We start from the raw sequence: 24,682 nt of genomic DNA, 5'->3' as shown, positions 1-24,682 counted from the left end.
GCCGCCCGATGCGCCGTCCCGCCCAGTACCTCCTAGGCAGCTTCGCCATCTTGATGCTCGTCGCGATGGCCGGCGCGATGATCGTCGTGAGAACGAAACACGACACGTCCACGTCCGCGCCGTCCGCGTCCGCGTCCGCGTCGGTGGTCGACGTCCCGCCCCCCCCGATGCCGTTTCCCGCGGACCGGGTCGACCTCGTCCCGGAGCGCCGCCTCGGCCTCGTGGGCATCCGGCCCGCGCGCGACGAACGCCCCGCCGAACGAGGGACCGTCTGGGCCACGCCCTCGGGACGTGGATTCGGCCGCCACGTCGCCCGCTCGCTGCACCTCCTCGCCGATCCCGCGTGGCTCCTCGTCCAAGCTGACAGCGGCCTCTGGCTCCTGGAGGCGCAGACCCTGGCGCGGCGCGCGCGCCTCCGAACGGGCGCCCTCTCGGCCGTCGCCGTCTCGGCCGACGGACGCCGGATCGCCTACGCCGAGTCCACCCCGCGCCCTGCGCCCGACAGCCCCTCCGAAGCCGACAAGCAGGCCGAGCTCGTCGTCCTCGAGTTTCCGTCGCTCGTCGAGGTTCACCGCTCTCGCGTGGTGAAGCCCGCGCAGATCCGCTTCTCGCACGACGCGCGGGCCGTCGCCGCCGCCGCGGGAAACGGCGCGACCGTCATTCCCCTCGACGGAGGCGGCGCGCCGTGGACGGCGAAACGAGCGCCGAGCAAGGACAGCGAGGCGATCGCCGTCGTCCCGCTCGACGCGTCGCGCGTCGCGTACCTGACGAGCTCCGCGGCGCTCGTCGTCCAGGACCGCGACGCGGAGCGGTTCGAGCACCGGTACCCGAGGAAATCGACCGACCTCATCTTCTTCAGGCTGATGTACGCCTGGAGCGGCGGTCTGCTTTATCACGACGCTGCGCGTGATCGCGTGCTCAGCGTGAGGGACACCGAGGCCCTCGTGGTGGACGCGGCGAGCACGGAGTCTCCGCGCCTCGGCAATCCCATCGACATCGCCGCCGGGCCCGTGGACGCGATGCGCCCCTACGTGTTCATGCCTCTCCAGGATCTCGCGAAGCGCTTCGACGTGGCCCCGGACGTCCCCGTCCCCAGCGACCCCGTCTTTGCCGCGCTCGGCACGCGCGATGATGCCTACTTCATCTGGTCCGAGCACGTCGTCCGCCTCGGGCGCGGCCTCGCGTCCCGTTCGCCGGACTTCAGCTCCATCGACGAGGACTGGGAGCCGAGCCTCACCAAGCACGACGTCGTGTTCACGTCCTACAGCGCGCACGAAATGAAGGTCCGGCGCGTCTCGCTGGAGACACCGTCGCTCGACGTCACGCCGGAGCGCCTCGGGTCGTTCGAGGATCACACCCACCATTACCCCATCGTCTTCGACAGTGGGGATCGCGTCTTCGCGGTCGGGGACGCCGAGGAGCGTGGTGGTATCGTGCGCCTGCCCCGCGGAGGCACGCTCCAGCCGGTCGAATGGTTCGGCGTCAAGCAGATGCGCTTCCTCGACAGCCCGATCCGCAGCGAGGGACACGTCGCATTCGTGAACATCGACGAGGACGTCGTCGAGGTCGACCCCAAGGGCGCGCGTGTCGTCGGCCGGATCGAGTTCGGCGACAAGATCTCGTATAACGTGGAGAAGAAGTGCTGGCAGGCCGACGCGATCCGGCGGGAGCCGCGCCTTTTATGCGCGGCTCCCTGATCCGTCCTAGCCCGCGATGACGAGCGCGACCGACAGATTCGAATGCACGTTGCCCACGCCGGGCACGTGCCCCTGTTCGCCGAACGTGGCGCTTAGGGCAAATAACCAGCCAATTTCCCCCTCGAGCAGGAACCGTCGCCCCGCCGCCCCCGCCGCGGCCGTATCCCCGACTACGGCATGACGCCACCACGCGTGGGCCTCGCGCGGAAAGTCGAGCTCGTCATCGAATTCTCTGGCACTGCGGGTACACGTACGCATCGGCCACGCGCCGAGAGCCCCGCGGGCCAACCCTTCGCGAATCGCATCCGGTGTAAGCGCAACGTTTCGCCACCGCATCGTGCTCGCACACTTCGGACACGCTGTCACATCGATGGCGAACATCCCGACCATCGATCGCTGCTCCCGCGTGGACGTTGAAACCCATCACGACAGCTACACGCTCATCCTCACGTATTCGGCTCGGCTCCACCACGCGCAGCGCAGGCGCTCGCGCCGCCACGTCATAACAAGCCATAAGCGCAGGCTCGATATCGTCTCCCACTTCACGGCCAGATAGGCCTTCGATCGAGCGGCCCCGGTTCTTCAATATCGCCGCCACCCGCTTTGCGGTCCGCTCGGCGACATTCTGGACCTCACCCTCCGTCGGCGCTGACAGCCGCAGAAACGACAAGCATTCTCCATCCATACCCGCGCGCCGCACGTACACACCATCCAGCACGAGCGTATGCGCATGCACGTTCAGCCGCAGCGCCGAGTCGAATCGCTGGATGACTGTCACGGCTCCGGGAAACGCATCTTCAACGCTCGAAAGGCCAAACATACGCTTCGCGCGCCATCGATACGATCTCGATAGCTCCTCCGCGAACGCGCCCACCACCGCTGCACACCCCTGGGATGGTGCGCCTGGAGAGGCAGTGCCGGCGGGCCATGGACGCGAGAGAGCCTTGCAAACGATCTGCCGAGCTGTTTTCCAGACGTGCAGGTCGAGGTCGACAACGCAATCGAGGTGTCGATCGGCCCGTCCCCGAGCCGTCGGCTCTTGGGCATCCTCGACACACGACATCCACACTCGTCCCCGCCTGTTCTCCCCACCGACAACCGATGTCCCCGCCGGGGACCCCTGGCACGAAGCTGAACACGGGTCGTCGACGTCAGAACGCACTCGTCCCGCCGCCGAACACGGGGCAGGGCGCCTTCCCTGGGGAAGGTCGAGCCTCCAAACACGAACCACCGGCGGCGGATGGTCCTTGTCGAGCTGCCGAACACGGGCCGTCGACCGCCGACGGGCCTTGTTGCGCCCCAGGAACGACCTGCATCCGGGCGAGCGTCGCCGGGCGGGCGCCATGACACGCGCCCTCGCCCGGCGATGTCACCCGTCCGGCGGCAGAACACGCGGCGTCGACGACGGATGCCGCGTGTCAGGCCTTAACGGCGCCCGTGCATGTCGAGGCCTTTGACGCCACTGCGCGGAGGTGCTTTCGTTGGCTGGCAGATGCGTGATGCCTGGCGGATCGGGAAGGCTGCATGAGCCCCATCGGCGCCCGTGCCGCTCCGTTCACCGTGGTTTTCGCGCTGTGCGCCTGCGCGACGCCGAGCCCGCGCTCGGTGGCGGACTGCAATGATCAGACGGTGCGCGGCTTCTGGGAGAGCCTCCAGGGCGACACCGTCCTCCTGCGGCACTGGCACGGCTCCAAAGCCAGCAGCCGTTGCCGCGAGGGCGACGATGCAGCCTCCTGCGAGGCGCGGGCGCGTGCCGGGCTGGCTCGCCGGATCTCCGCCGGACGGCCTGTTCATGGCTGTATCAGCGAGCCGGGCGGCACCTGCCTGGTGGTGCGTCACGATGGGGAGGTGTCGACCGTGCGTCATGAGGGGGAAGGTTGGGACAACCTGGCCAGAGCTCTCTGGGGCCGCTGGGGCCGCGACGAGGTCGAGCTGCTCACCGTGGGCAGCGGAGAGGCGCGCACGGCGACCGCGTCCGCGCCGCGGGAGGAGGAGAGCGCGCGCTTCCGGCTCCTCTTGCGGGCTCCGTCCGCGACGCAGGCCAGGGCGGAGATCAAGCGAGCCGCGGGGGAATGGCCGGCGCTGCGGGTCAATATCTGGTCGTCGATGTCCGACCCCCCGGACTGGCTGGACGCGTCCGTCTCGTGCCGGCCCAAAGACAAGCCGCATCCGAGCACGCACACAGGGCCGTGGCATTGCCTCGCCGGGCCGTCCGACCCCAAGGAGTTGATCCCCAACGAGTGCTACCCGAGCGAGGAGGCCTGCGCCTCCGGCCGCGAGGACCTGATGGACGAGGTCCGCATTCGGGGGGGCCGCCCGGAAGAGATCGGGACTTGCTCGGCGGCCCCTCGGGTCCACTGCTACGCGATGAAGACGGATTACTCGAACCTGGGAGCATGGCAGTCGTACCGATCGTACTTCTGCTTCCCCACGCGCGAACGATGCGAGAAGCTCCGGCCGAAGCACCCCTGGCACGCGAGCGTCGAGTCGGCGTGCTTCGAGGCCGGGTCCGGGGTCAGCGGCGGCGGTTGACGGCGGTACGCGTGACCGTCACACCCACATCAGCGTCTCCGAATCCCACCGCTTCCACGCGCCGTCGATCTCCTTGAAAAGGTCGCTCCCGCCGGCCACCGTCTTGAAGCGCGTCTTGTGCATCTTGGCCACGAGTTCCGCCGTCTTGCCGGCATAATTCGTCGTGACCTCCTTGCCGGAGACCGAATGCATGGTGACCACGATCTCCGCGGCGCTCACCTCGGCGACGGCATACCCGTGCGTGTTGCTTTCGGCGTGGGCGAGGTGCGGGTTCACCTTCGTCTCGGTGTCGAGCACGAGGTCGTCGATCTGGAGCGCGAGCAGCGGCGCGGCGGGGATCTGGCTCAGGACGGGGTCGGATTTCACCTGCGAGCTGAGCTCGTCGCGGAAGGGCGTCGAGGAGACGCCGCCGGTCATGAACTCGACGATCTTCTTCGAGGAATCCTGCTCGGCCCAGGGCGTGCCCGCCATGAACGTGTGCAAGTCGCCGGTCAATGCGACGACATTGCCGAGCCCGCCGATCTTGCCGAGCAGCTCGTTTCGTTTGTCGCGGAAACCGTCCCAGCCCTCGACGCCCATGTAGAAGCGGCGCTGTACGTTCGCCGGAATGCCCACGACCTGCCGTAGATCGACCTGGACAGGGACGATGTTGAATTCGTTCGCCCAGACCTTCCACGTCTTCGTGGAGCCCGTGAGCGTCTCGAGGAACCAGGTCTCCTGCGCTTCGCCCATGACGTCTTGCGTTTTGGGATCGGCGGCATAACGGAGCGTGCTGAAGACGTCGAACGCGTCCTTGTGGACGAAATACCGCGTGCCGATCTGCGCGTAGAAGCTGACCTTGTTGAGGTCGAAATACGAGAGGCCTCGCGGCAGGCCCGCGGGATCGATGGGCGGGATGGCCGGCTCGTTGATCTGGGCGACGACGGCGTTGATGTAATCGACGCTGACGTTGCCCGTGACCTTCGTGGCGTCATAGTCCGCGGCCATCGCGGCCTGCGAGAGGACGCTCTTGTAGGGGGCATAAGAGGCGTCGTCGATGTTCACGTAAGGCGTGGCGATCGTGGGGCCAGGCAAGCCGCCCGGCGAGGCCGTGAGCGTGGCCTGGTCGAAGATGACCGCGCCGGGGAACGCGTCCTCGGGGATCAGGTGATCGGGTCGGTGGCTCCGGAGGTCGGTCACGACGAGGTGGACGTGCTTGCCGTACGTGAAGTCGCGATAGATGCGGATGTCGTTCGGGAAATCGGCGGCGGGGTCGTACTTGAAGTCGGGGTCGTCGGCGTAATCGACCGGCTGGTACTCGAACCAGGCCTGGTTCGCGGCCTTCCGGCGCGCGACGTCGAGCTCGCTCGCGCGGCCGCTCAGGTACGTGGCGTTCGCGCCCCAGCAGTCGTTCGAGAATTCGTGATCGTCCCAGGTCGGGATCATCGGGAATTTTTCGTGGATGGCCTGGAGCGCGGGGTCTCCGCGATAGGTCCGGTAGAGGTCGCGGTAGTTGTCGAGCGATTTCGCCGCGTAGAACTTCTCTTCGCCATTCGCCCCGAGCTCGATGGCCGAGGCCGGGTCGCGGAAGACGACCTTGCGCGCCTCGTCCGGCGTCTGGAACGAGGGGTCGCCCGTGGTCTCGTAAATGTAATCGCCGAGGTGCACCACGAAATCGAGGTCCTCGTCCCCCAGCGCGAGCAGCGTGTTGTAATACCGCCCGACGAAATCCTGGCAGGAGACGAAGGCGAAGCGCACCGGCACGTCCGCGTCCTCCGCGGGCGCCGTCTTCGTGCGGCCGACACGGGAGACGTAATAGATCCCGCCGCGCTCGTAGACGAATCGATAGTAATAGGTCGTGCCGGGGTCGCCGACGATGCGCGCCTTGACGCAGTTGTCGTAGGCGGCGAGGGCGCGGAGCTTGATGGGGCCGGAGACGGGCTTCGTGAATGCGGCGTCGAGCGCGACCTCGAGCTCGACGTCGAGGTCCCAGCCCGCCTTTTCGCCGTCGACGACGCGCGTCCAGACGACGACGCTCTCCGGGCGCGGATCCCCCGAGGCGACGGATTGCGGGAAATATCCCTTCCCCTCCACGAGCTCGCGATTGCCCGGGGTGTTCGAGGGATCGTCGCCGCATCCAGGGACGAAGGCGGCGCCTACGGTGACGACGGTTGCGCGAAGGAAGCTTCTACGGCTCAGCATGATCGAAATGTGCCAGAGCCGGGGCCCGCAGCAAAAGCCCGAACGGATTCTTTTTTTGGAAGTGAAGGCGAGAGCTCGCTACGCGCGGTCGCGAGACTGTCTTTCGCCCGTGGGCGGAAGCCGCACCGTGAACGTCGAGCCTTTTCCGAGCTCGCTCTCCACGTCGATCGTGCCGTTCATGAGCTCCACGAGGTGCTTGACGATACTGAGGCCGAGGCCCGTGCCCCCGAGGTCACGCGAGCGGCCCGCGTCGACGCGGTAGAAGCGCTCGAAAATGCGGCCGAGGTGCGCCGGCGGGATGCCAGGGCCGTCGTCCTTCACGCGGATCTCCACGCCGCCGCCGTCCTTCGGGCGCGCGGTGACGACGACGTGCGCGCCTTCGCCGGCGTACTTCGTGGCGTTGTCGCAAAGGTTCATGAGGACCTGCTCCATCGCGCGGCGATCGATACGCGCCGGCAGCGGGCCCTCGGGGCGCTCGATGCGAAGCTCGACCTTGCGGCGGCGCGCGGCCTCGTCGAGCAGACGCGTGACGTGCGTGACGGCAGGAATCACGTCCTGCTCGACGAGCTTCAAGCGGTAGTTTTTGCTCTCGATCTTCGAGAGATCGAGCAGGTCGTCGACGAGCTGGCGAAGGCGCTTGGCGTGACGATCGATGACGTCGACGAACTCGGCGGCCTCTTCGGGCTCGGCGAGCGCGCCGGCCAAAAGCGTCTCGGCCGCGGTGCTGATGGCCGTGACCGGCGTGCGGAGCTCGTGCGAGACGTTCGCAACGAAGTCGGTGCGGATCGTCTCCAGGCGCCTTAGGTCCGTGACGTCGTGGAAGACGGCGATGAGGCCACGATCGTTGGTGCTCTGACGATCACGATCCTTGCGGCTCGGGAGCTTGGAGACACGGACGAGGAGCTTGCGCGGGAGCAGGCCCGAGAGCTCGACCTCGCGCACGACGGCTTCGCTGCTCGCCGCGGCACGATCGAGCGCCTCCTGGAGCGAGGCGTTGCGGATGACCTCGATCACGCTCTTGCCGATGGTTCCTTCGCCGACGAGCGTCATGCCGCGGAGCGCGCGGTTCGCGAGGACGATCCGCGCGTCGCCGTCGGTGACGAGCACGCCTTCGTTCATGCCGTCGAGGATCGAGGCGAGGAGATCACGCTCGTCGCGGAGCTCTTCGATCGCGGCGAGCAGCTCGCTCGAGAGGCGGTTCAGGGCGCGGCCGAGCTGCGCGGTCTCGTCGGTGCCCTGCGCGGGCGCGTGGATCGCGAGGTTGCCGCCGGCCATCGCCAGCGCGGCCTCGGTCAAGCTGCGGACGGGGCGCGTGAGCAGGTACGTGCCGAACGCGCTCATCGCCACGGCCGCGGCGATCGCGACGGCGATGCCCACGAGCAAGAAGAGGCGCGCGCTCCCGATGGCGGCGTCGACGCCGGTGAGCGGCACGGCGATGCGCACGACGGAGACGCCTTGCTCGGGTTTCGGGTAGCGGCGCGCGGCGTAGATCATGCGCTGGCCGAGGGTGCCGCTGTAGCGGAACGCGCTGCCGGTGCCGGTCCCGAGCGCGGAAGCGACCTCCTCGCGCGAGGCGTGGTTCTCCGTGCGCGAGATCTCGTCCGGGGTGAGCTCGGAGTCGCCGAGCACGGCGCCGCCCGGCGCGATGAGCGTGATGCGTCCGCCGGCGAGCGTGCCGAGCTCGTCGGCGAGGGCGTCGAGCGTGTGGCCCTCGGCGCATGGCGACGCCTCGCAGCGGCGCCGGACGATGTCCTCGCAGAGGCGAAGCTCGCCCGTGAGCTGCACCGTCGTGCGTTCGATCATGAGCGCTTCGAGCGAGCGCGAGCCGAACCGCTCGATCGCGAAGCCCGCGACGAGCATGAGCACGACCGACGCGATGATGAGCTTCGCGCGGATGCCGAGGCGGCCGATCATTCGTCCGAAGGCGCGGAGAGCTCGCCGGGCTCGGCGCGGAAGCGATATCCGACGCCGCGCACGGTCTCGATGTAGTCACCGGCGAGGCCGAGTTTTTCGCGGACGCGCTTGACGTGCGTGTCGACGTTGCGGGCCGTGACGTCGACGTGCGAGCCCCAGACCTCGTCGAGCAGGACGTCGCGGGTCATGACGCGCCCGCGGCGATCGAAGAGCACGACGAGCAGCTTGAACTCGAGCGCGGTGAAGGCGATCTCCTCGCCGTTCACCCAGGCGCGGTGCGCGGCGCGATCGACACGGAGGACGCCGAAGTCGATCTTCGCGCCGTCGGGCGGGGTGCCCTCGGCGCGGCGCAAGATCGCGCGGGCTCGGAGGATGAGCTCGCGGACCGAGAAGGGTTTGACCACGTAGTCGTCGGCGCCGAGCTCGAAGCCGACCACGCGATCCACCTCTTCGCCCTTGGCCGTGACCATGATGACCGGGATGTTGGCCGTCTCCGGGCTCTGCTTGAGGCGCTTGCACACCTCGGTGCCCGGCATGTCGGGGAGCATCAGATCGAGGATCACGAGGTCGAACGGCTCTTCTTTGACCGCGCGGAGCGCAGTCTCGCCGTTCATCGCGGAGACGACGTCGAACCCCGCCTGCTTGAAGTTGTAGGACAGGACGCGCTGAAGGTCGCGCTCGTCCTCGACGATGAGAACGTTCGTCGGCATGCGTGGGCCCCACCTCTAGCAGCCTTGTGTGACAGGCGCGTGGCGTCGGGGCCAGCACGGGGGCGAGCCGAGCCGTATCGTGCCGAGCCATGCCGCGGAGGCAAGAACGACATGCCGGCGCGACCTTTTCTTGCGCGCCCGCCCTCTTTCTTCTAGTAGGGGCGCGTCATGGCTCTGGAGCGTACTCTTTCCATCGTCAAACCCGATGCGGTCGAGAAGAACCACACGGGTGCGATCATCGCCCGCCTCGAGCAGGAGGGCTTCATCATCCGCGCGATGAAGCGCGTTCACCTCAGCCGCGCCGAGGCCGAAGGCTTCTACGCGGAGCACCGTGGTCGCGGCTTCTTCGAGGAGCTCACCACGTTCATGTCCCGCAGCCCGATCGTCATCATGGCGCTCGAGCGCGAGGACGCGATCGCGAAGTACCGCGAGGTCATCGGCGCGACGAACCCCGCGAACGCCGCCGAGGGCACCATCCGCAAGCTGTACGCCGCGAGCGTCGGCGAGAACGCGGTGCACGGCTCGGACAAGCCCGAGTCCGCGGCCCGCGAGATCGCCTACTTCTTCGCCGGCTACGAGGTTTCGCCTCGCGCGTGACCGGGTCGGAGCGCGGAGAAACCCCGCTCGCCATCGCACGCGGCGAGGTCCGTGAGGGCCTCGCCGCGCTCGAAGGCTTTTCGGATCTGCTCGGCTCGCGCCGCATCGGGCCACGCGCCCTCGCGCAAGCGAGAGGCGAGATGGTCCCGGCCTGCGAGGCGCTCCGCGCGTCCTTTTCCGCGCTCGAACAAGCGTTCGTCGCGGCGTTCGCCTCCGACGCGGAGGCCCAGGATCAAGTCCGCACCCTCGGCGCACACGCAGGCGCGTGTGTCGCTGCTCTGTCGTCCGCCCTGTCCGATGGCGGTTCGCTCTCCGATGCGCGGCGGCGGCTCGCTCTCGAAGCCGCGGTTCGCAAGCATGGAGCGGAGCTTCGGGACGCGTTCGCGGTCGCGGAGCTGCTCGCGGCCGCGGTCGCGCCCACGCCCACGGAGCTCGATCTCGTCGACGTGCTGGAGCAACGGTTCGGCGCGAACCGGTCGGCCGAGGAAGGCGTGGTTCGGATCGCGGTGGATGCGCCGCGGCCGTCGTGGCTCGTGGCGGATCGGCACGTGCTCGGCGGGCTCGTGGAGCTGGCCGCGCCGATCGCGTCGCGGCGCGGGACGGTGACGGCGCGGCTCGGCGTCGCGCGTTCGTCCGGGGGAGGGCTGCTCGTTCGGTTGAGTCCGTCGCCGCGGAACGCCGCAGCGACGCGGATCGTGCTGTCCGTGACGGCGCGGGGCGAGGTGCCCGGCTCGCTCGGGATCGCCCGCGTGGCTGCACGTCGCGCGAAGCTCGGGCTCACGATCGACGTGGCCGCGGGGATCGTGTCGATGGAGAGCGAGCGCGAGGCGCCCTGAAATCCGTGCTAAGTCGGCCGGGATGAACCTCAAAGGCTCCCTCGCACCGCTCATCTCGGCGGCCTTCGCGGATCGTTCACTCCTGAAGGATCCCGAGCACGAGAGCGCCGTCCTCCAGACGATCGACGCGCTCGATCATGGCGTTCTCCGCGTCGCCGAGCCCGTCTCCGAAGGGAAGTGGGTGACGCATGCGTGGGTGAAGCAGGCCATCCTGCTCTACTTCGCCGTGCAGAAGATGTCGGTGATGGAGGCGGGGCCGCTCGAGTTCCACGACAAGATCCCGCTCAAGCGTGGCCTCGACGCCGCAGGCGTGCGCGTCGTGCCGCCGGGCGCGGTGCGCTACGGCGCGTTCCTCGAGCCGGGCGCGATCGTCATGCCGGGCTACGTGAACATCGGCGCGCGCGTGGGTGCGGGGACGATGGTCGACACGTGGGCGACCGTGGGATCGTGCGCGCAGATCGGCCGCGATGTTCACCTCGCGGGCGGCGTCGGGATCGGCGGCGTGCTCGAACCGCCGGGCGCGCAGCCCGTGATCATCGAGGACGGCGTGTTCGTCGGCTCGCGCGTGATCGTCGTCGAAGGCGTGATCGTCGAGCGCGAGGCCGTGCTCGGCGCGGGCGTCGTGCTCACGGCGTCGACTGCGATCCTCGACGTCACGGGCTCCGAGGTCGTCGAGCACCGCGGCCGCGTCCCCGCGCGCAGCGTCGTCATCCCCGGCATGCGGCCGAAGCGTTTTCCGGCGGGCGAGTTCGGCGTGCCTTGCGCGCTCATCATCGGAAAGCGGAGCGAGTCGACCGATCGCAAGGTCTCGCTCAACGCGGCGCTCCGGGACTTCTCGGTGGCGGTATGAGCGGGGTCGAGGCGCGGCTCGTCGAGACGCTTCTTTGGCTCTGCAACATTCCCTCGCCGACGGGGGAGGAGCGCCTGATCGCCGATGCGGTCATGGAACGCGTCTCCCGTTCCGCGCTCGCCGCGCCGCCGCGCCGTCACGGTGACTCGATCGTCGTGCCCGTCACGCGAGGCACGGGTGGTCCACGCGTCGCGCTCGCGGGGCACCTCGACGTCGTGCGGACGTCGCACGACGGTCCGCCGCGCGTCGAAGGCGACAAGCTCTACGGCCCCGGCGCTTCGGACATGAAGTCGGGCCTCGCGCTGATGTTCGATCTCCTTTCGCACGGGGCGCGCGAGATCGCGGGCACCGATCTCACGTTGATCTTCTACGCCCGCGAGGAAGGCCCCTACGCGGAGAACGAGCTCGGTCGCGTGCTCGCGGACGATCCCGAGGCGACGGCCGTGGATCTCGCCGTCTGTATGGAGCCGTCGGACAACAAGCTCAGCCTCGGCGCGTCGGGCTCGATCCACGCGCGCATCACGTTCGAGGGCCGCACCGCGCACAGCGCGCGGCCGTGGCAGGGCGAGAACGCGATCCACAAGGCCGGCCCGTTCCTCACGGAGCTCGGCGCGCGCGAGCCGCGCACGGTGATCCTCGACGGGCTCACGTACCGCACGGTCACGTCCTCGACCCTCGCCGAGGGCGGCCGCGGCCGGAACGTCGTTCCCGACGTGTTCACGCTCAACCTGAACCACCGCTTCTCGCCCGATACCTCGATCGCGGAAGCACAACGCGACATCGAAGCGCTCGTCGCGGGCCGCGCGAAGATCGAGTGGACCGACCTCTCCCCGTCCGCGCCGCCGCACGCGTCGCACCCGCTCGTGATCGCGCTCAAGGACGCGGGCGTGGCCGGCGTGGAGGCGAAACAAGCGTGGACCGACGTCGCGCGGTTCGCCGCGCTCTCCGTGCCCGCCGTGAACTGGGGGCCGGGCGTGAACGCGCAGGCGCACCAGCGGAACGAGTGGACGTCGATCCCGCTGCTCGTGGAAGGTCGCGCGATCCTCGGTCGGTTCTTCGAGGCGATCGGACGGCGGTAACTACCCGCCGACGTGCACGAGCGAGTACACGGCCGGCTGCGTGTTCTCGCTGTCGAGCCGCGATCGCCCCGCCAGGAAATCGAGCTCCACGACGAACGCGAACGCCGCGACGACGCCGCCCTGCCTACGCGCGAGCTCGGCCGCCGCGCTCGCCGTGCCGCCCGTGGCGAGCACGTCGTCGACGACGAGCACGCGCGCGCCTTTCGGGATCGAGTCCACGTGCATCTCGAGCTCGGCCTCGCCGTATTCGAGCGCGTACGTGAGCCGATCCGTCTTCCACGGCAGCTTGCCGAGCTTGCGCACCGGAACGAAGCCCGCGTTGAGCCGCGTCGCGACGGCGCCGCCGAAGATGAACCCGCGCGACTCGATGCCGACCACGAGGTCGATGCGCTCGCCGATGAAGCGCTCCGCGAGGAGATCGATCGTGATGTGCAGCGCCCGCGGATCCGCGAGCAGTGGCGTGATGTCCTTGAACAGGATGCCGGGCTTCGGGAAGTCGGGCACGTCCCGCAGCTTCGATTGCAGGTACGCGAGCGCATGCGCCCCGGGCAGCTTGTCGGGATCGAACGTGATCGTCATCGCGGGCAAGCCTAGCCTTCGCGTTCGCCGAGGGAAACGGCCGCGCACGTCGCGACGCAGAGGTCGCGGTGCTCCGGCGACGTGAGATCCAGCGTGAGCGGTGTGACGCCGACCGCGCCCTCGTCGAAGGCCTCGGTGTCCGAGCCGTGCACGTGATCGTGCCGCACGCCGCCGCCGCCGATCCACAGGTACTCCTGCCCGCGCGGATCCTCCCGGAAGATCACGCTCTCCGTGTAGAGCCGCGCGCCGAGCTTCGTGGGACGAACGGACCACGCATTCCCCGGCGGCACGTTCACGTTGAAGAGCGGGGCGCGCGCGCTCGGCGCGCGGCGGAAGGCAGCGAGCGTCTCCATCGCGATGCGCGCCCCGATCGCGGCGGCGGCGGCGCGATCGGCCTTCGCGTCGGCCGACACCGCGACCGCCGGCACCCCGCGCATCGCCGCCTCGCGCGCGGCCGCGACGGTGCCCGAATAGAACACGTCGACGCCGAGGTTGAGCCCGTGGTTCATCCCCGACACGACGAGATCGGGCTTCCGCGGCAAGACCCGGCCACTCGAGTGCATCGCCACGTAGACGCAGTCGGCCGGCGTCCCGTCGATGGCGAACACGTCCTCCGAGACGTTACGAAGCCGTAGGATCCTGTGCAGGCTGAGCGAGTGGCTCGTGGCGCTCTGGTTCACCTCGGGCGCGCACACGATCACGCGGCCGTAGGGGGCGAGCGCCGCGTGCATCGCGCGCAGGTTCTCCGCGGCGTAGCCGTCGTCGTTCGAGAGCAGGATCAGCGGGCGAGAGTCCTCCACGGGTCATCCTCCGAGCAGGCGCTTCGGCAGGGCAGAGACGAGCTCGAAGACCGCAGCGATGCGGCCGAACAAGCCCGCCCCTCCCCGGACGCGCGCCATCGCGAAAGCAATCTTGCGCAGAACCGGCGTGTACGGGTACCACCAGAGCTCGCGCGCGGCCTTGTTGCGATCCTCGAGGACGAACTGCGGGCGTGTCAGTTCGCCGAGGGCGTGCGGGCTGTTCGTGATGCCGTACCCGCTCTCGCCCGTGCCCGTCCAGGGCGCCGCGGCCACGGCCGCCGTGAACCCGTGGTTGTTGATCGTCACCACGCCCGTCTTGAGGCGCCGCGCGAGCTCGTGCGCCGCGCCCACGCGCCGCGTCCACACGCTCGTCGTCAGGCCGAACGTCGACGCATTCACCCGCGTGATCGCGTCCTCGGCGCCGTCCACGAGCACGATCGGCAGGATCGGCCCGAAGGTCTCTTCCCGGAGCAGCGGCGTGTCCTCGCGATCGAGCTTCACGACCGTGGGCGCGAACGCGAGTGATCCTGCCTCGGGCGCGCCGCCCGCGAGCACCTCGGCGCCCGCGGCCTCGGCCTCGGCGAGGTGACGCCGCACGATGTCGCATTGCCGCGACGTCGTGAGCACCGCCGTGTCGCGGCCCGGCTCGAGCTTCTTCGTCAGCTCCACGAGGCGCGGCACGAGCTTGTCCGCGATCTTCCGATCCACGTACACGCGCTCGATCGACGCGCAGTTCTGCCCGGCGTTCGTGAACGCACCCCACACGATGCCGTTCGCCGTCCGTTCGATCGGCGCATCCGCGAGCACGATGGCCGCGTCCTTGCCGCCGAGCTCGAGCGAGCACGGGATCAGCCGCTCCGCGCAGCGCATGGCCACGCGCCTGCCCGTCGCCACGCTGCCCGTGAACACCACGATGTCCGCCTCGTCGACGACCGCCGCGCCCACGTCCCCGCCGCCTTGCACGAGCGCGAGGAGCCCGTCCGGCAAGAGCCCCTCGAAGAGCGACGCCACGAGCGCGCCGGCCCGCGGCGTGATCTCGCTCGGCTTGAACAGCACCGCGTTGCCCGCGAGCAGCGCCGGCACGATCGTCCGGAGCGGGATCGCCACGGGGTAGTTCCACGGCGTGACGAGCCCGACGAGCCCACGCGGCGCCTTGTGGATCCGGCCGATCTTGCCGGGATACGAGAGCGGATCGAGCTCGACGGTCGTGCCTTCGAGCAGCTCCTCGATCGCGTCGGTCCAGTACTCGACGAGGTCCGCGTTCGGCAGCACCTCCGCGAGCGCCGCCTCCTCGACGGGCTTGCCGCACTCGCGGTGCACGAGGTCCGCGATCTCCTCGGCGCGCGCGAGGATGCGCTGCTTGACGGGCGCGATCACGCTCGCCCGCTCCCGCGCCGTCTTCGCGGCCCACGCCTTTTGCGCCTCACGCGCCTTGCGCGCGAGCGCCGGGACCTCGCTCGGCGACGTCGCCGTCACGGCCGGCAGGGCGGAACCATCGAGCGGGCTTTGCGTGGGGAAGGGGCCGTTCGCCCCGTCCGTCGCCGGCGTCGCTCGAGGCGCGCTCGTCGCTTGCGGCGCGCTCGCCTCGTTCGTGTCGTTCGTCTCCGCGGCGTCCGCCTGCGCCTCGGCCGCTTGCCCATCTTGCTGCACGTCCATGCGGCGCGGAGCCTACCATTCTGCTTGCGGCTACGCGCCACCCGCGTTCGAAACGAAGAAGCCCCGAGGCACGTGGACCTCGAGGCTTCCTCGATCGAGCGCCGCTCTCGCGGCTGCCTTCACGGCACGTTGATGGTCACGTTGTTCGCCTTCTGGCAGTTGATCACGGCCGATTGACCCGGCGTGAGCCACTTGGCCTTCGTCGGGTTCGTCTCGCCAGGCTCGGCGAGACGGACGAACTTCGGACCGCAGTCGACCTCGAGCGCCTCACCCGTGCCGCCGACCAGCTTGCCGGTCAGGAACACGAGCGCCGCCTTGTTCGAGGTGACGGTCAGGATCGCGCGCGTCGCCGGCAGCGTCGCCGGATCCTTCGCCGGCGGCGCTTCCGCGGTCGGCGCGGCGCTCGCCTCGGGACCGGCCGAAGCGCTGCCCGCAGGCGCGGCCGAAGCGCTGCCCGCAGGCGCGGCCGAGGCGCTGTCCGACGGCGCGGGCGCCGTCTCGGTGGTGGCCGGCGTCGGCGCAGCCTTCACCGTCTCCGTGGGCGTGGGCGTGGGCGGAGGCGTCACGGTGCCGCCCGTGTTTCCGGGCTGCGTGCCGCCGGGCAGGCCACCGATCCAGCCCTTCTGCATCGCGACGAACACACCCGCGCCGATGAGCAAGAGCGCGGCCGCGACGAGCAGCCACCCGGGCAAACCCTTCTTCGGCTCCGGCTCCGGCTTCGTCTCTTCCGGCTCCTTCGCCACGACGACCGGCTTCTTCTCGACCGGCGGCTTGGTCTCGGCGACGGGCTTCTTCTCGGTCTCGGGCTTCTTCGTCGGCAGCGGGGGCTTGGCGACGGGCTTCTTCTCCGGCTCCGGCTTCGGCTCGAGCTCCGCAGCGCCGAGCTCGATCGAGGCCTCCTCCGGCTCCGTCTCCGGCTTCTTGACCGGCGCGGGCTTCTTCTCGGATTCGGGCTTCTTCTCGGGCGCGGCAGCCTCGATCTCGATGGCGGCCTCGGGCGCGGGCTTCTTCTCGGGCTCGGGCTTCTTCTCGGGCGCAGCAGCCTCGATCTCGATGGCGGCCTCGGGCTCGGGCTTCTTCTCGGGCTCGGGCTTCGCTTCGAGGACGGGCTCCTTTTCGGGCTCCGGCTTCTTCTCGGGCTCGTCCGGCTTCACGAGCGCACCAAGGAGCGCTGCGCTCGGCTTCGACGTCGAAGCGGGCTCGAACAGCTTCGTCGGCTCGGCATCGTCGCCTTCGCCGTCGTCCTCGACCGCCGAGGGCAAACCCGTGCTCGTCGTCTCCGGCTTCTTCGCAGCCGCAGGATCGGTCCCGATGAGGGCCTCGATCTGCTCCGGCGCGAGCGCGAGCGGCGCGGTGATCGCGTCCGAGTCGAGCGGCGGCGGACGGGAATCGCCGGCCTCTTCGCCTTCGCCGACCCCGGGCAGCGTCCTCTTGAGCTCGTCGACCGGCTTCGCGGCCGGCTTCGTGGCGATGGGCGTCGCCGCCGGCGTCGTGAGCTTCGGCATCGCAGCCGCGACCGCAGCCTTGGCCGCAGGCGTCGCAGCCGGCGTCGTCGCGCCCGCCTTCGCAGCCGTGGTGACGGGCGCGATCGGCTTCGGACCCGGCACGGCCGCAGGTTTGGCGGCGGTCGGCGTGACGGCGGCAGGCTTGGCGCCCGTGGTCACCGGAGTGATCGGCTTCGGGCCCGGGATGGCGGCCGGTTTCGCAGCCGTGGTGACGGGCACGGGTTTGGCCGGGGCGGCCGGAGGCGTCTTCGGCGTGCCCTCCTTGGCGCCAGGCAGCGGAGAGGCGATGGCCACGGCCTTCGCGGGCGCCTCCTTCGCAGGCGCCTCGTCCCAGAGGTCGTCGCCGATGTCGGGCTTCTTGGTGACGATCGGCGTCGCAGCCTCGGCGATCGTGGGGATCGGAGCGCCGACCACGTCGTCCCCCGGCTTCACCGCGAGCGAGCCGATCCCGGCACGCTCGGGCCGGGGCAACGCGGCGTTCTTCTGGACCTTGTCGAGGAGCGCTTCCAGCGCCGCGATTCGTTGTTCGACGTTCACGCCTCGGGAGTCTACCCAATCACGCGGCGGCTGACGAGGATCCTACGGGATGCGCAAAAAACTTGCAGCGCCGCGCCGGGGTTTCACCCCGGACCCGACCAGGGGTTGTCCACCCCTGGACCCGGACCAGCGCAAGCGCTGGACCCGGGGCGACAGCGCGCAAAGCGCGCTGTCGACAGGGAAAACGTCCCCAGCACGTGGGGTAGCGCTGCTGTTTTGGGGGGCGAGGCCTCGTGGTCTTGCCACAGGCCCGTCCGAGAAACCGCGCATCGCGCGGTTTCTCGGCCTTCGGTCCAGGCCGTGCCTGGTCCGGGGTGGAGGGGGCGGACAGCCCCCTCCTGGGGTGCGGGGCAACGCCCCGCGCTCTCTCTCAGAGCGTCTCGAGGTACGCGACGAGGTCGTCGACCTGCGCCGGGGTCAGGTGCGACGTCACGCCGTGCTTGTCGCCGCCGCCGCAGGCCGGGTTGAAGCGGTCGCGCAGCGTCGGGGCGCAGCCGTCGTGCATGAAGGGTGCGCGGTCGGCGATGCCCATCAGCGTCGGCACCTGGAAGGCCTTGCCCGTGCCCACGTCGGCCCAGTCGTTGTTCGTCAGCTTCGCGCCGTTGTGGCAGGTCGCGCAGCCGACCTTCGCGTCGAAGTAGACCTCCTTGCCGCGCTCCACTGCCGTCGTGTCCGCGATCTCCGCCTTCGGCAGCACCGGCTGCGCGTCGATCCAGCGACCGACGAGGCGCGATTGACGCGGACCGAGCGGCTGGCCGCCCATCCGGTTCACGAACACCTCGCTCATGATGTGGCCGAGGTCTTCCATGTCGCCGTCCCAGTGGAGCGGCGCCGTCGCCAGGATGCCGCCGCGGATCGACTGCGTCCGGCGCGGACCGATCGGGTTGAAGTTCCAGGTCCGGGCGTCATCCATCGCCTCCGGGTGGCAGGACGCGCAGGCGAGCGAGTTGAAGCCGTTCGCGCTCTTGTGGAACACGTCGTGGCCCGTGTCGCGGCGGCTCTCGCCGGGCAGCGTGATCGTCACCTGCGTGTTCGGCAGGTAGATCGCCGCGGGCTCGCGGAGCTGCACGGCGAGGTCGCCGTTGCCCCAGTATTGCGCCGCGATCGGCTGGCCGGGCACCTGCTCGCCGAACGACGGATCGCAGCCAGTCGACTCGCTGTTCGCGATCGAGGTGCGCGTCGTCCGCAGGATCGCGTTGTTGCCGGCGGCGACGATCGTCACCTCGGTCTCGTTCGGGGAGACCGCGATGTCGACCGGCAGGGCCGAACCCGAGAGCGACGCGCCGCCGATCGGCGGGATCACGATGGGCACCGACTCGTCGCCCGGCTCCACCTCGGTCACCGTCGTCTGCACGATGCTCCCGTCGCAGCCGCCGCCGCTGCCGTAGCCGCCGGGCTGCTCGATCACCACTGCGTTCGCCGTCCCGCGCTGGTGCACCATGAGCGCGCCGCCGTTCGGCCGCGACACCATGCGCCACGCCACGGCCGGCTCGAAGCTCGACTCGCCGCCGGTGAACGGATCGAAGCCCTTCACCTTGGCCGGCGCCTCGCGCTGCCAGATCTTGCCGTCGATGCCCACGACGAGCACCTCGGCCGAGCGGAAGCGGCTCACGAGCAGCTTGTCGCCTTGCACGACCACATCGCGCAGATCGCGCTCGAGCTTCAGCACGCGCGTCGCCGCGCCGCCGCCTGCGGGCAGCGTCACGAGCTCACCCGTCTGACAGGCCACGTGGAGGCGGTCGTTTTCGGCCTCGTAGGCGATGCCGCGCGGCGTCGCGCAGACCTGACGACGCTCGATCAGCTTGCCGCCGGCCACGTCGATCGACGCCACGGCGCCGCCCGAGCGGAGGGCCACGTGGGCGCGGCCCTGGCCGTCGATGGCCACGCGCCCGGGCTCGTCGCCTTCTTCGAGGGCGACCTTGGCTTTCAGGGCGCCGGCTTCGAGGTCGACGATCCAGACCATGTCGCGGTCCGGGTCGGCGGCGACGGCGGTGCGACCGTCACCGGCGATGGCGAGGGTGCCACCGGAGATGGCAGGCGGCGAGACGGCGGCGACGGCGATGTCCGCGTTGGGGACGAAGGTGTCGTCGATGCCAGAGCATCCGGCGGCGATGCTGGCGCCGGCGAGGGAGACGAGGAGCAAGGCGAGCGGGCGTCGAAGATGGGTTCGCATGAGGCCTCCGCGCTCGGGCTTGGCAAATAAGAAGCCAAGCCCTGTCGAATTCTCGCCGCTTCCCGTTCGCGCGACAACTGCGCGTGGATGAAACGGAATCCCAATCGGCGTGCGGAGTTGCACTTCGGGGGGAGGCGCGTCCGCCCGTGAAGGAGGGTTCGCGCTCGGCGAGAAATGATGTGCCAGCCGGCGCCGCTATGACGCGGATGTCACACCAGCTCGAAGACCTGGTCGAAGGAGTCGCCCTCCATGTCGACGAAGATTCGTTGATCGGTGGCTTCGATGCCTTCGAGGCGCACGGAGAAGAGGAACTTGCTCGCGCTCAGGGTCTCGGCGCCGCGGAAGCACAGGGCGGCGCCGCCGTCGACGAGGCGGGCGTCTCCGGAGACGCGGGGGGCGATGCGGAGGTCGAATCGCTTGAGGGGGATGCGCAGCGCGGGGCCTTCGTTGAGGAAGCGCGTGGCCTCGCCCTCGCGTCGGAAGACGGCGTTGCCGCGGGCTTCGAGCTGCTTTCGGACCTCGGGCTTCAATCGATCGCCCGCGACGCTCTCGACGATCGAGAGGAGCGGCACCTCGCCTCCGTCCCGCACGGCGGGGACGAGGGTTTCGAGCAACTTCACGACGGATGCGCGTAGCTCCGGGCGCCGGTGGGACTGGACGGGCATCGATACCTCCAAGGCTTCGCTTCTCGATGTCGCCTGGTGAGCGAAAGCGCAAATAGAATCGCTCGTTGTGTCGAAGGCGGAAAAGGGGGCGCGCGAATACGCCGAAGAGGGGTCGGCGCGCTCCGGGTGGGCTTTGGCGATGCGCCGAAGAGAGGTCGGCGTGCCCGGCGTGGTCTTTGGGGGAGCGCCAAAGAGGGGTCGGCGCGTCGGGAGGGGTCTTTGGCGGTGCGCCAAGGAGAGGTCGGCGCGTCCGGAGAGGTCTTTGGCGGTGCGCCAAGGAGAGGTCGGCGCGTCCGGAGGGGGCTTTGGCGGTGCGCCAAGGAGAGGTCGGCGCGTCGGGCGTCGTTACATGGCGGAGCGCCAAAGCGAGGTCGGCGTAGTCCGGGGGGTCTTCGGCGGAGCGCCGCGGGGGAGGTGGGGGCGCCCGAAGGGTCTTTGGCGAAGCGCCGCGGAGAGAGCCGGGCAGCCGGAGGGGGCTTTGGCGCGCGGGCGGTGGGATTCCGCGCATTTTCCGCACGGTTCTCCCCCGCGCCGGGCGCGCTTCCCAGCGACGAATGCCGCGAGTGCCGGCAAAACGCGTCGCCCCGGTGGGGGCGCTTGCCAAAATAAAGCTGGATGATGGTAATGCGCGGCCCCACGGCGGTAAGCCGTTCCCATTAAAGATCTCGACGACGTCCCGGCTGGCTGTCATTCAATTGCCCATGACCGACACCGATTGACGCGCAGGCCCTCGTTCGGCCTCTCCAGCGCGCACGGGCATCCTTCGTTTGGCCTTCGTCCTCGCGGCGACCGCGTCGGCCCGGCTCGGCCATTCGCACACCTCCTTTGAAAGGCGCAAACATGCACCGTTATCATTCCAATTCTTGTATTTCTCTCCTAGCCCTCCTCCTCGCCGCCTCCACGGCCTCGTGTGTCGCCTCCGAAGGCGCCGCCCAGGAAGACGGGATCGAGGCCGCGGAGAGCGACGTCGATTCGTCGAGCGACAAGGCCGGCGACGAGGCGAGCGACGAGGGCGTCGCGGAAGATACCGTCGCGGCCGCCGAGACCGAAGAGACCGCGGAGAGCGACGAAGCCGAGAGCGCGCTCTCGTCGCCGCGCACCGAGACGGTGCGTCTCGTCCCCGCGCAGGGCCACACCGGCACCCAGCGCGTCAATTTCGCGATTCCCCTCGCCCCCGGCGAGCTCTTCGAGGAATCCATGATTCGCGTGGTCCACGCGGGTCGTGATCTCCCCGTCGCGCGCCGCGGCCTCGCCCGTCACGCCGACAATAGCCTCCGGAGCGTGCAGATCCAGGTCGAAGTGCCCGTCCCCGGAGAGACGGAGCTCAGCGTGATCGTGGGAGAGCGGTCGAAGGCAGGCGCGCTTTCGCTGGTCCCCGTGCAGCAGACGCTCGTGGACGCGAACGGGACGCTCGGGCCGCGCGTGTATGCGCTCCTCTCGCCCCAGAGGCTCGCGAAGAGCGGCGTGATGGGCACGATCGCACCCGAATCCGAGTCCGCGGGCTCGCCGTACGACGGCTGGGCGAAGGTCTGCGATTACGGGAAGCACGACGTCGACGCGTTCCTGCCGAAGAAGGGTGATCCCGCCGTCTGGCTCTACGATCGTGGGACGACGTTTTACCGGGGTCATGCGCGGCGGGGCGACGTCGAGACGCTGCGCACGGCCTACGCCGAGACCGCGCTTTATCGCGCGACGCTCTCCGGCAGCGGGAAGAACCTGCAGATCGGCATCCCCAAAAAGGCGAACGACCCGAAGTACCATTATAGCCAGAACCTCGCGATCCATTACCTCCTGACCGGCGACGACCGGTTCCGCGAGGCCGCCGAGGACGTGGCCGATCGAATGGCCTCGATCTGGAATCCCCGGTACAAGGGGAAGGACACGGGCCTCTGGACCGAGCGTCACGCGGGCTTCTTCCTGCTCGACATGACCTATGCAATGATGGTCTCCGACGATCGGAGCGCCCATTTCCAGGAGCTCGCCGACAACGCGGTCGACGCATACCTCGACGTGCAGGCGACGTATCCGCGCGGCTATGGCAATTCGAGCGCCCGCTGCTTCGCCCACCACGCCGGCGCGCACGGCGAGGACTACGGCTACTTCGGTTGCAGCCCCTGGATGAGCGCCATCCTCGCCGACGGTCTCGATCTCTACGCGACCGAGCGCGGCGGCCAGCGCGAGCAGCAGGTGCACGCGTCGATCGTGCAGCTCGGTCGCGCCATCGCGCGCGAAGGGATGGACAGGTCCGGCAAGCCCTACTACTTCATGGGCGAAGGCGGAACCGGTCGGGGCGAAGAAGACCCGGACAACGAGCACTGGGGTGAAGCCGCGTACGTCATGGCCATGGCCTACCACTACTCGCACGATGCCTCGCTGGCGAACGCAGTCGGCGGACTGGTGGCGAAGCTCAAGCAGCACGGTCGCGCGCCGCACATGCGGAGCTTCAACTGGCAGTGCCGCAGCGCCGTGGCCACGCCGGCATACATGCGCTGAGACGGCGTCACGACCCGGGGGTCACGAATCCACGTGACCCCCGTCCGATGCCGCGATTGTAAAGTCGTGCAAGGGCGCTTGACGGGAGAGGCGAGCGCCCATAAGTGACCGGCGGGTCAACATGACGTCCTCTGTCTCCCGCTTCGTCTCCTCACCCTCGCCCCGCAGAGCCAAGCACACCCTCACGGCGTGCACGCTCGCCCTGCTGCTCGGCGCCCCCGCCGCGGCCCTCGCGCAACCCGCGCCCGCGCCGCCCGCGCCCGCAGCCCCCGCAGCCGCACCCGCGCCGCCTCCCCCCGCAACAGATCGTATCGCCGAGGCCCTCGCACCCCAACCCGGAGGCCTGACCCCGGACGAAGCGGCGCGCATCGCGCTTCGCACCCGTCCGTCGCTCCGCGTCAAGCAGGCCGAGCTGCGCGCCGCCGCGGCGCGCGTCGATCAAGCACTCCTGAACTACCTGCCGCGCGTGACGGTCGCCGCAGGCTACACGCGGCTGTCCCGGGTCGAGAACGTGCTCGGCGCGCCGTCGACCGCCTACGTCGGAACGAACCTCGACCCCGCAAACCCGCAAGTGATCCCGGTGCAGGAAGGTCCGCTCGTGTCGAGGCCATGCCCGCCGCCGCTGTCGGGCAACTGCGTGACGGACATCGCAGGCACAGCGATCACCGCCGTGCAAGCGCCGGCCTTCTCGTTCCCCGTTCTCTTGAACTCGTACTCGCTGACGGCCTCGCTCGCAGTGCCGATCTCGGACTACGTGCTGCGCATCTCGCAGGGCTACGCATCCGCGTCGCACGCCGAGAGCGCAAAGCGGATCGAGCTCGAAGCCGAGGGGCTGACGGTCGCCGCCGACGCAAAGGTCGCATTCTTCAACTGGGTGCGCGCGAAGGGCAGCGCCGTCGTCGCAGCCGAAGCCGTGGCACAAGCCGAGGCGCACCTGAAGGACGCGCAGAACACCTTCGCAGCAGGTCTCATCTCGAAAGCCGACGTGCTGCGTCTCGAAGCGCAAGTAGCATCCGCGCAGCAGGTGCAAGCCGACGCAGACGCATTCGCATCCCTCGCAGAGGAGCAGATCCGAGTCTCCCTCGCGTTGCCAGCCGGAAAGCCGCTGGTGATCGGCGTGGACGTGCTGCATGCGTCGGTGGAGCCGAGCAACGTGCAGCTCGCAGCACTACAAGACGAGGCACTCGCAAAGCGGCTGGAGATCCGCGCACTCGACGAGACGGAGCACTCGCTGAAGAAGCAAGTGTCGCTGACACGCGCAGGCTACTTCCCGCGCATCGACGGGTTCGCCGAGGGGCAGTACCAGAACCCAAACCAGCGCGTCTTCCCGCAGACCGACGCGTTCCGGTTCACATGGAACGCAGGCGTGCGGCTCTCTTGGACCATCAACGATACGCTGACCACGATCCCCGCCGTGACCGAGGCAAAGTCACGCGTGGAGCAAATCGCCGCGCAGAAGGAGCAACTCCTCCAAGGTCTCAAAGTCGAGGTCGCCTCCGCCTACGCAGAGCTGAAGCGCGCCGAGGCAAACATCGACGCCGCCGATCGCGGACTCGCCGCAGCCGAAGAAGGAGTGCGCGTGCAGAACGAGCTCTTCCGCGCAGGTCGCGCGACAGGCGTGGCACTCGTCGACGCCGAGGCCGAGCTGACACGCGCACGCCTGCGCCGCGTAGAAGCACGCGTCGGGATCCTCGTCGCCCGCACACGGCTCGAGCACGCGACCGGCCGCGACGTGGAGAAGGCCTCCACGGCGCCGAAGCCCTGAGCGGGGCGTTGCCCCGCACCCCAGCAGGGGGCTGTCCGCCCCCTGCACCCCGGACCAGGCACGGCCTGGACCGAACGCGGAGAAACTGCGCGATGCGCAGTTTCTCCGACGGG

The 24,682-nt window shown here is 69.5% G+C and carries 17 protein-coding genes and 1 pseudogene; 8 read left to right on the top strand and 10 right to left on the bottom strand.

Features of this window, described 5'->3' with window-relative positions:
* Positions 1-8: 8 nt before the first annotated feature.
* Positions 9-1,697 (top strand): hypothetical protein, encoded by a 1,689-nt coding sequence (locus tag QHF84_RS45335; RefSeq protein ID WP_281319854.1) that lies wholly within the window; start codon positions 9-11, stop codon positions 1,695-1,697.
* A 220-nt stretch (positions 1,698-1,917) separates the two neighbouring features.
* On the opposite strand, the pseudogene QHF84_RS45330 reads toward QHF84_RS45335, so the two are convergent.
* Positions 1,918-2,481 (bottom strand): annotated as a pseudogene (locus QHF84_RS45330) (transposase); the annotation flags it as partial.
* 740 nt (positions 2,482-3,221) lie between these two features.
* On the opposite strand from QHF84_RS45330, the gene QHF84_RS45325 reads away from it, so the two are divergent.
* Positions 3,222-4,229 carry a hypothetical protein gene (locus QHF84_RS45325; protein WP_281319853.1) on the top strand — a complete coding sequence of 336 codons (1,008 nt, stop codon included), beginning with the start codon at positions 3,222-3,224 and terminating at the stop codon, positions 4,227-4,229.
* 18 nt (positions 4,230-4,247) lie between these two features.
* On the opposite strand, the gene QHF84_RS45320 is transcribed toward QHF84_RS45325, so the two are convergent.
* The 3 genes from QHF84_RS45320 to QHF84_RS45310 all read right to left on the bottom strand — a co-directional run bounded on the left by QHF84_RS45320 (position 4,248) and on the right by QHF84_RS45310 (position 9,034).
* Positions 4,248-6,410: an alkaline phosphatase D family protein gene (locus QHF84_RS45320; protein ID WP_281319852.1), complete on the bottom strand. Its 2,163-nt coding sequence runs from the start codon at positions 6,408-6,410 to the stop codon at positions 4,248-4,250.
* Positions 6,411-6,488: 78 nt separating this feature from the next.
* The gene (locus QHF84_RS45315) at positions 6,489-8,324 is read right to left on the bottom strand and encodes an ATP-binding protein (RefSeq protein WP_281319851.1); all 1,836 of its coding nucleotides are present in this window, start codon (positions 8,322-8,324) and stop codon (positions 6,489-6,491) included.
* Positions 8,321-9,034: a response regulator gene (locus tag QHF84_RS45310; protein WP_281319850.1), complete on the bottom strand. Its 714-nt coding sequence runs from the start codon at positions 9,032-9,034 to the stop codon at positions 8,321-8,323. The genes QHF84_RS45315 and QHF84_RS45310 overlap by 4 nt, the downstream gene beginning before the upstream one ends.
* Positions 9,035-9,202: 168 nt before the next feature.
* On the opposite strand from QHF84_RS45310, the gene ndk reads away from it, so the two are divergent.
* From ndk to dapE, 4 genes are read left to right on the top strand one after another with little or no spacing between them, the layout of a single operon-like run.
* Positions 9,203-9,631, top strand: a complete 429-nt coding sequence (ndk, locus tag QHF84_RS45305; protein ID WP_348652938.1) for a nucleoside-diphosphate kinase — start codon at positions 9,203-9,205, stop codon at positions 9,629-9,631.
* A complete protein-coding gene (locus QHF84_RS45300) occupies positions 9,628-10,467 on the top strand; it encodes a hypothetical protein (protein WP_281319849.1) in 840 nt (279 codons plus the stop codon). Before ndk ends, QHF84_RS45300 begins: the two co-directional genes overlap by 4 nt.
* A gap of 22 nt (positions 10,468-10,489) precedes the next feature.
* On the top strand, positions 10,490-11,317 hold the full coding sequence (locus tag QHF84_RS45295; protein WP_281319848.1) for a 2,3,4,5-tetrahydropyridine-2,6-dicarboxylate N-succinyltransferase: 828 nt from the start codon (positions 10,490-10,492) through the stop codon (positions 11,315-11,317).
* On the top strand, positions 11,314-12,396 hold the full coding sequence (gene dapE / locus QHF84_RS45290; protein ID WP_281319847.1) for a succinyl-diaminopimelate desuccinylase: 1,083 nt from the start codon (positions 11,314-11,316) through the stop codon (positions 12,394-12,396). Before QHF84_RS45295 ends, dapE begins: the two co-directional genes overlap by 4 nt.
* Here dapE and QHF84_RS45285 read toward each other — a convergent pair whose 3' ends face one another.
* The 6 genes from QHF84_RS45285 to QHF84_RS45260 all read right to left on the bottom strand — a co-directional run bounded on the left by QHF84_RS45285 (position 12,397) and on the right by QHF84_RS45260 (position 20,311).
* Positions 12,397-12,975 (bottom strand): adenine phosphoribosyltransferase, encoded by a 579-nt coding sequence (locus QHF84_RS45285; protein WP_281319846.1) that lies wholly within the window; start codon positions 12,973-12,975, stop codon positions 12,397-12,399.
* Between the two features lie 11 nt (positions 12,976-12,986).
* Positions 12,987-13,775, bottom strand: coding sequence for a 5'/3'-nucleotidase SurE (surE, locus tag QHF84_RS45280; protein ID WP_281319845.1), 789 nt, complete (start codon positions 13,773-13,775; stop codon positions 12,987-12,989).
* Positions 13,776-13,778: 3 nt separating this feature from the next.
* Complete coding sequence (locus tag QHF84_RS45275; protein ID WP_281319844.1) at positions 13,779-15,431, bottom strand: aldehyde dehydrogenase family protein; 1,653 nt, start codon at positions 15,429-15,431, stop codon at positions 13,779-13,781.
* Positions 15,432-15,550: 119 nt separating this feature from the next.
* Positions 15,551-17,473 carry a hypothetical protein gene (locus tag QHF84_RS45270; protein ID WP_281319843.1) on the bottom strand — a complete coding sequence of 641 codons (1,923 nt, stop codon included), beginning with the start codon at positions 17,471-17,473 and terminating at the stop codon, positions 15,551-15,553.
* 370 nt (positions 17,474-17,843) lie between these two features.
* Positions 17,844-19,646 (bottom strand): c-type cytochrome, encoded by a 1,803-nt coding sequence (locus tag QHF84_RS45265; RefSeq protein WP_281319842.1) that lies wholly within the window; start codon positions 19,644-19,646, stop codon positions 17,844-17,846.
* 209 nt (positions 19,647-19,855) lie between these two features.
* Positions 19,856-20,311, bottom strand: a complete 456-nt coding sequence (locus QHF84_RS45260; RefSeq protein ID WP_281319841.1) for a hypothetical protein — start codon at positions 20,309-20,311, stop codon at positions 19,856-19,858.
* A gap of 840 nt (positions 20,312-21,151) precedes the next feature.
* On the opposite strand from QHF84_RS45260, the gene QHF84_RS45255 reads away from it, so the two are divergent.
* Both QHF84_RS45255 and QHF84_RS45250 read left to right on the top strand, forming a co-directional pair.
* On the top strand, positions 21,152-22,804 hold the full coding sequence (locus QHF84_RS45255; RefSeq protein WP_281319840.1) for a hypothetical protein: 1,653 nt from the start codon (positions 21,152-21,154) through the stop codon (positions 22,802-22,804).
* 121 nt (positions 22,805-22,925) lie between these two features.
* A complete protein-coding gene (locus QHF84_RS45250; RefSeq protein ID WP_281319839.1) occupies positions 22,926-24,569 on the top strand; it encodes a TolC family protein in 1,644 nt (547 codons plus the stop codon).
* Positions 24,570-24,682 lie beyond the last annotated feature (113 nt).

The organism is Polyangium sp. y55x31, assembly GCF_029946505.1.
Classification (GTDB): domain Bacteria; phylum Myxococcota_A; class Polyangia; order Polyangiales; family Polyangiaceae; genus Polyangium.
The sequence above is the reverse complement of the archived record's forward strand: the minus strand, read 5'-3'. Positions and strand labels throughout refer to the sequence as shown.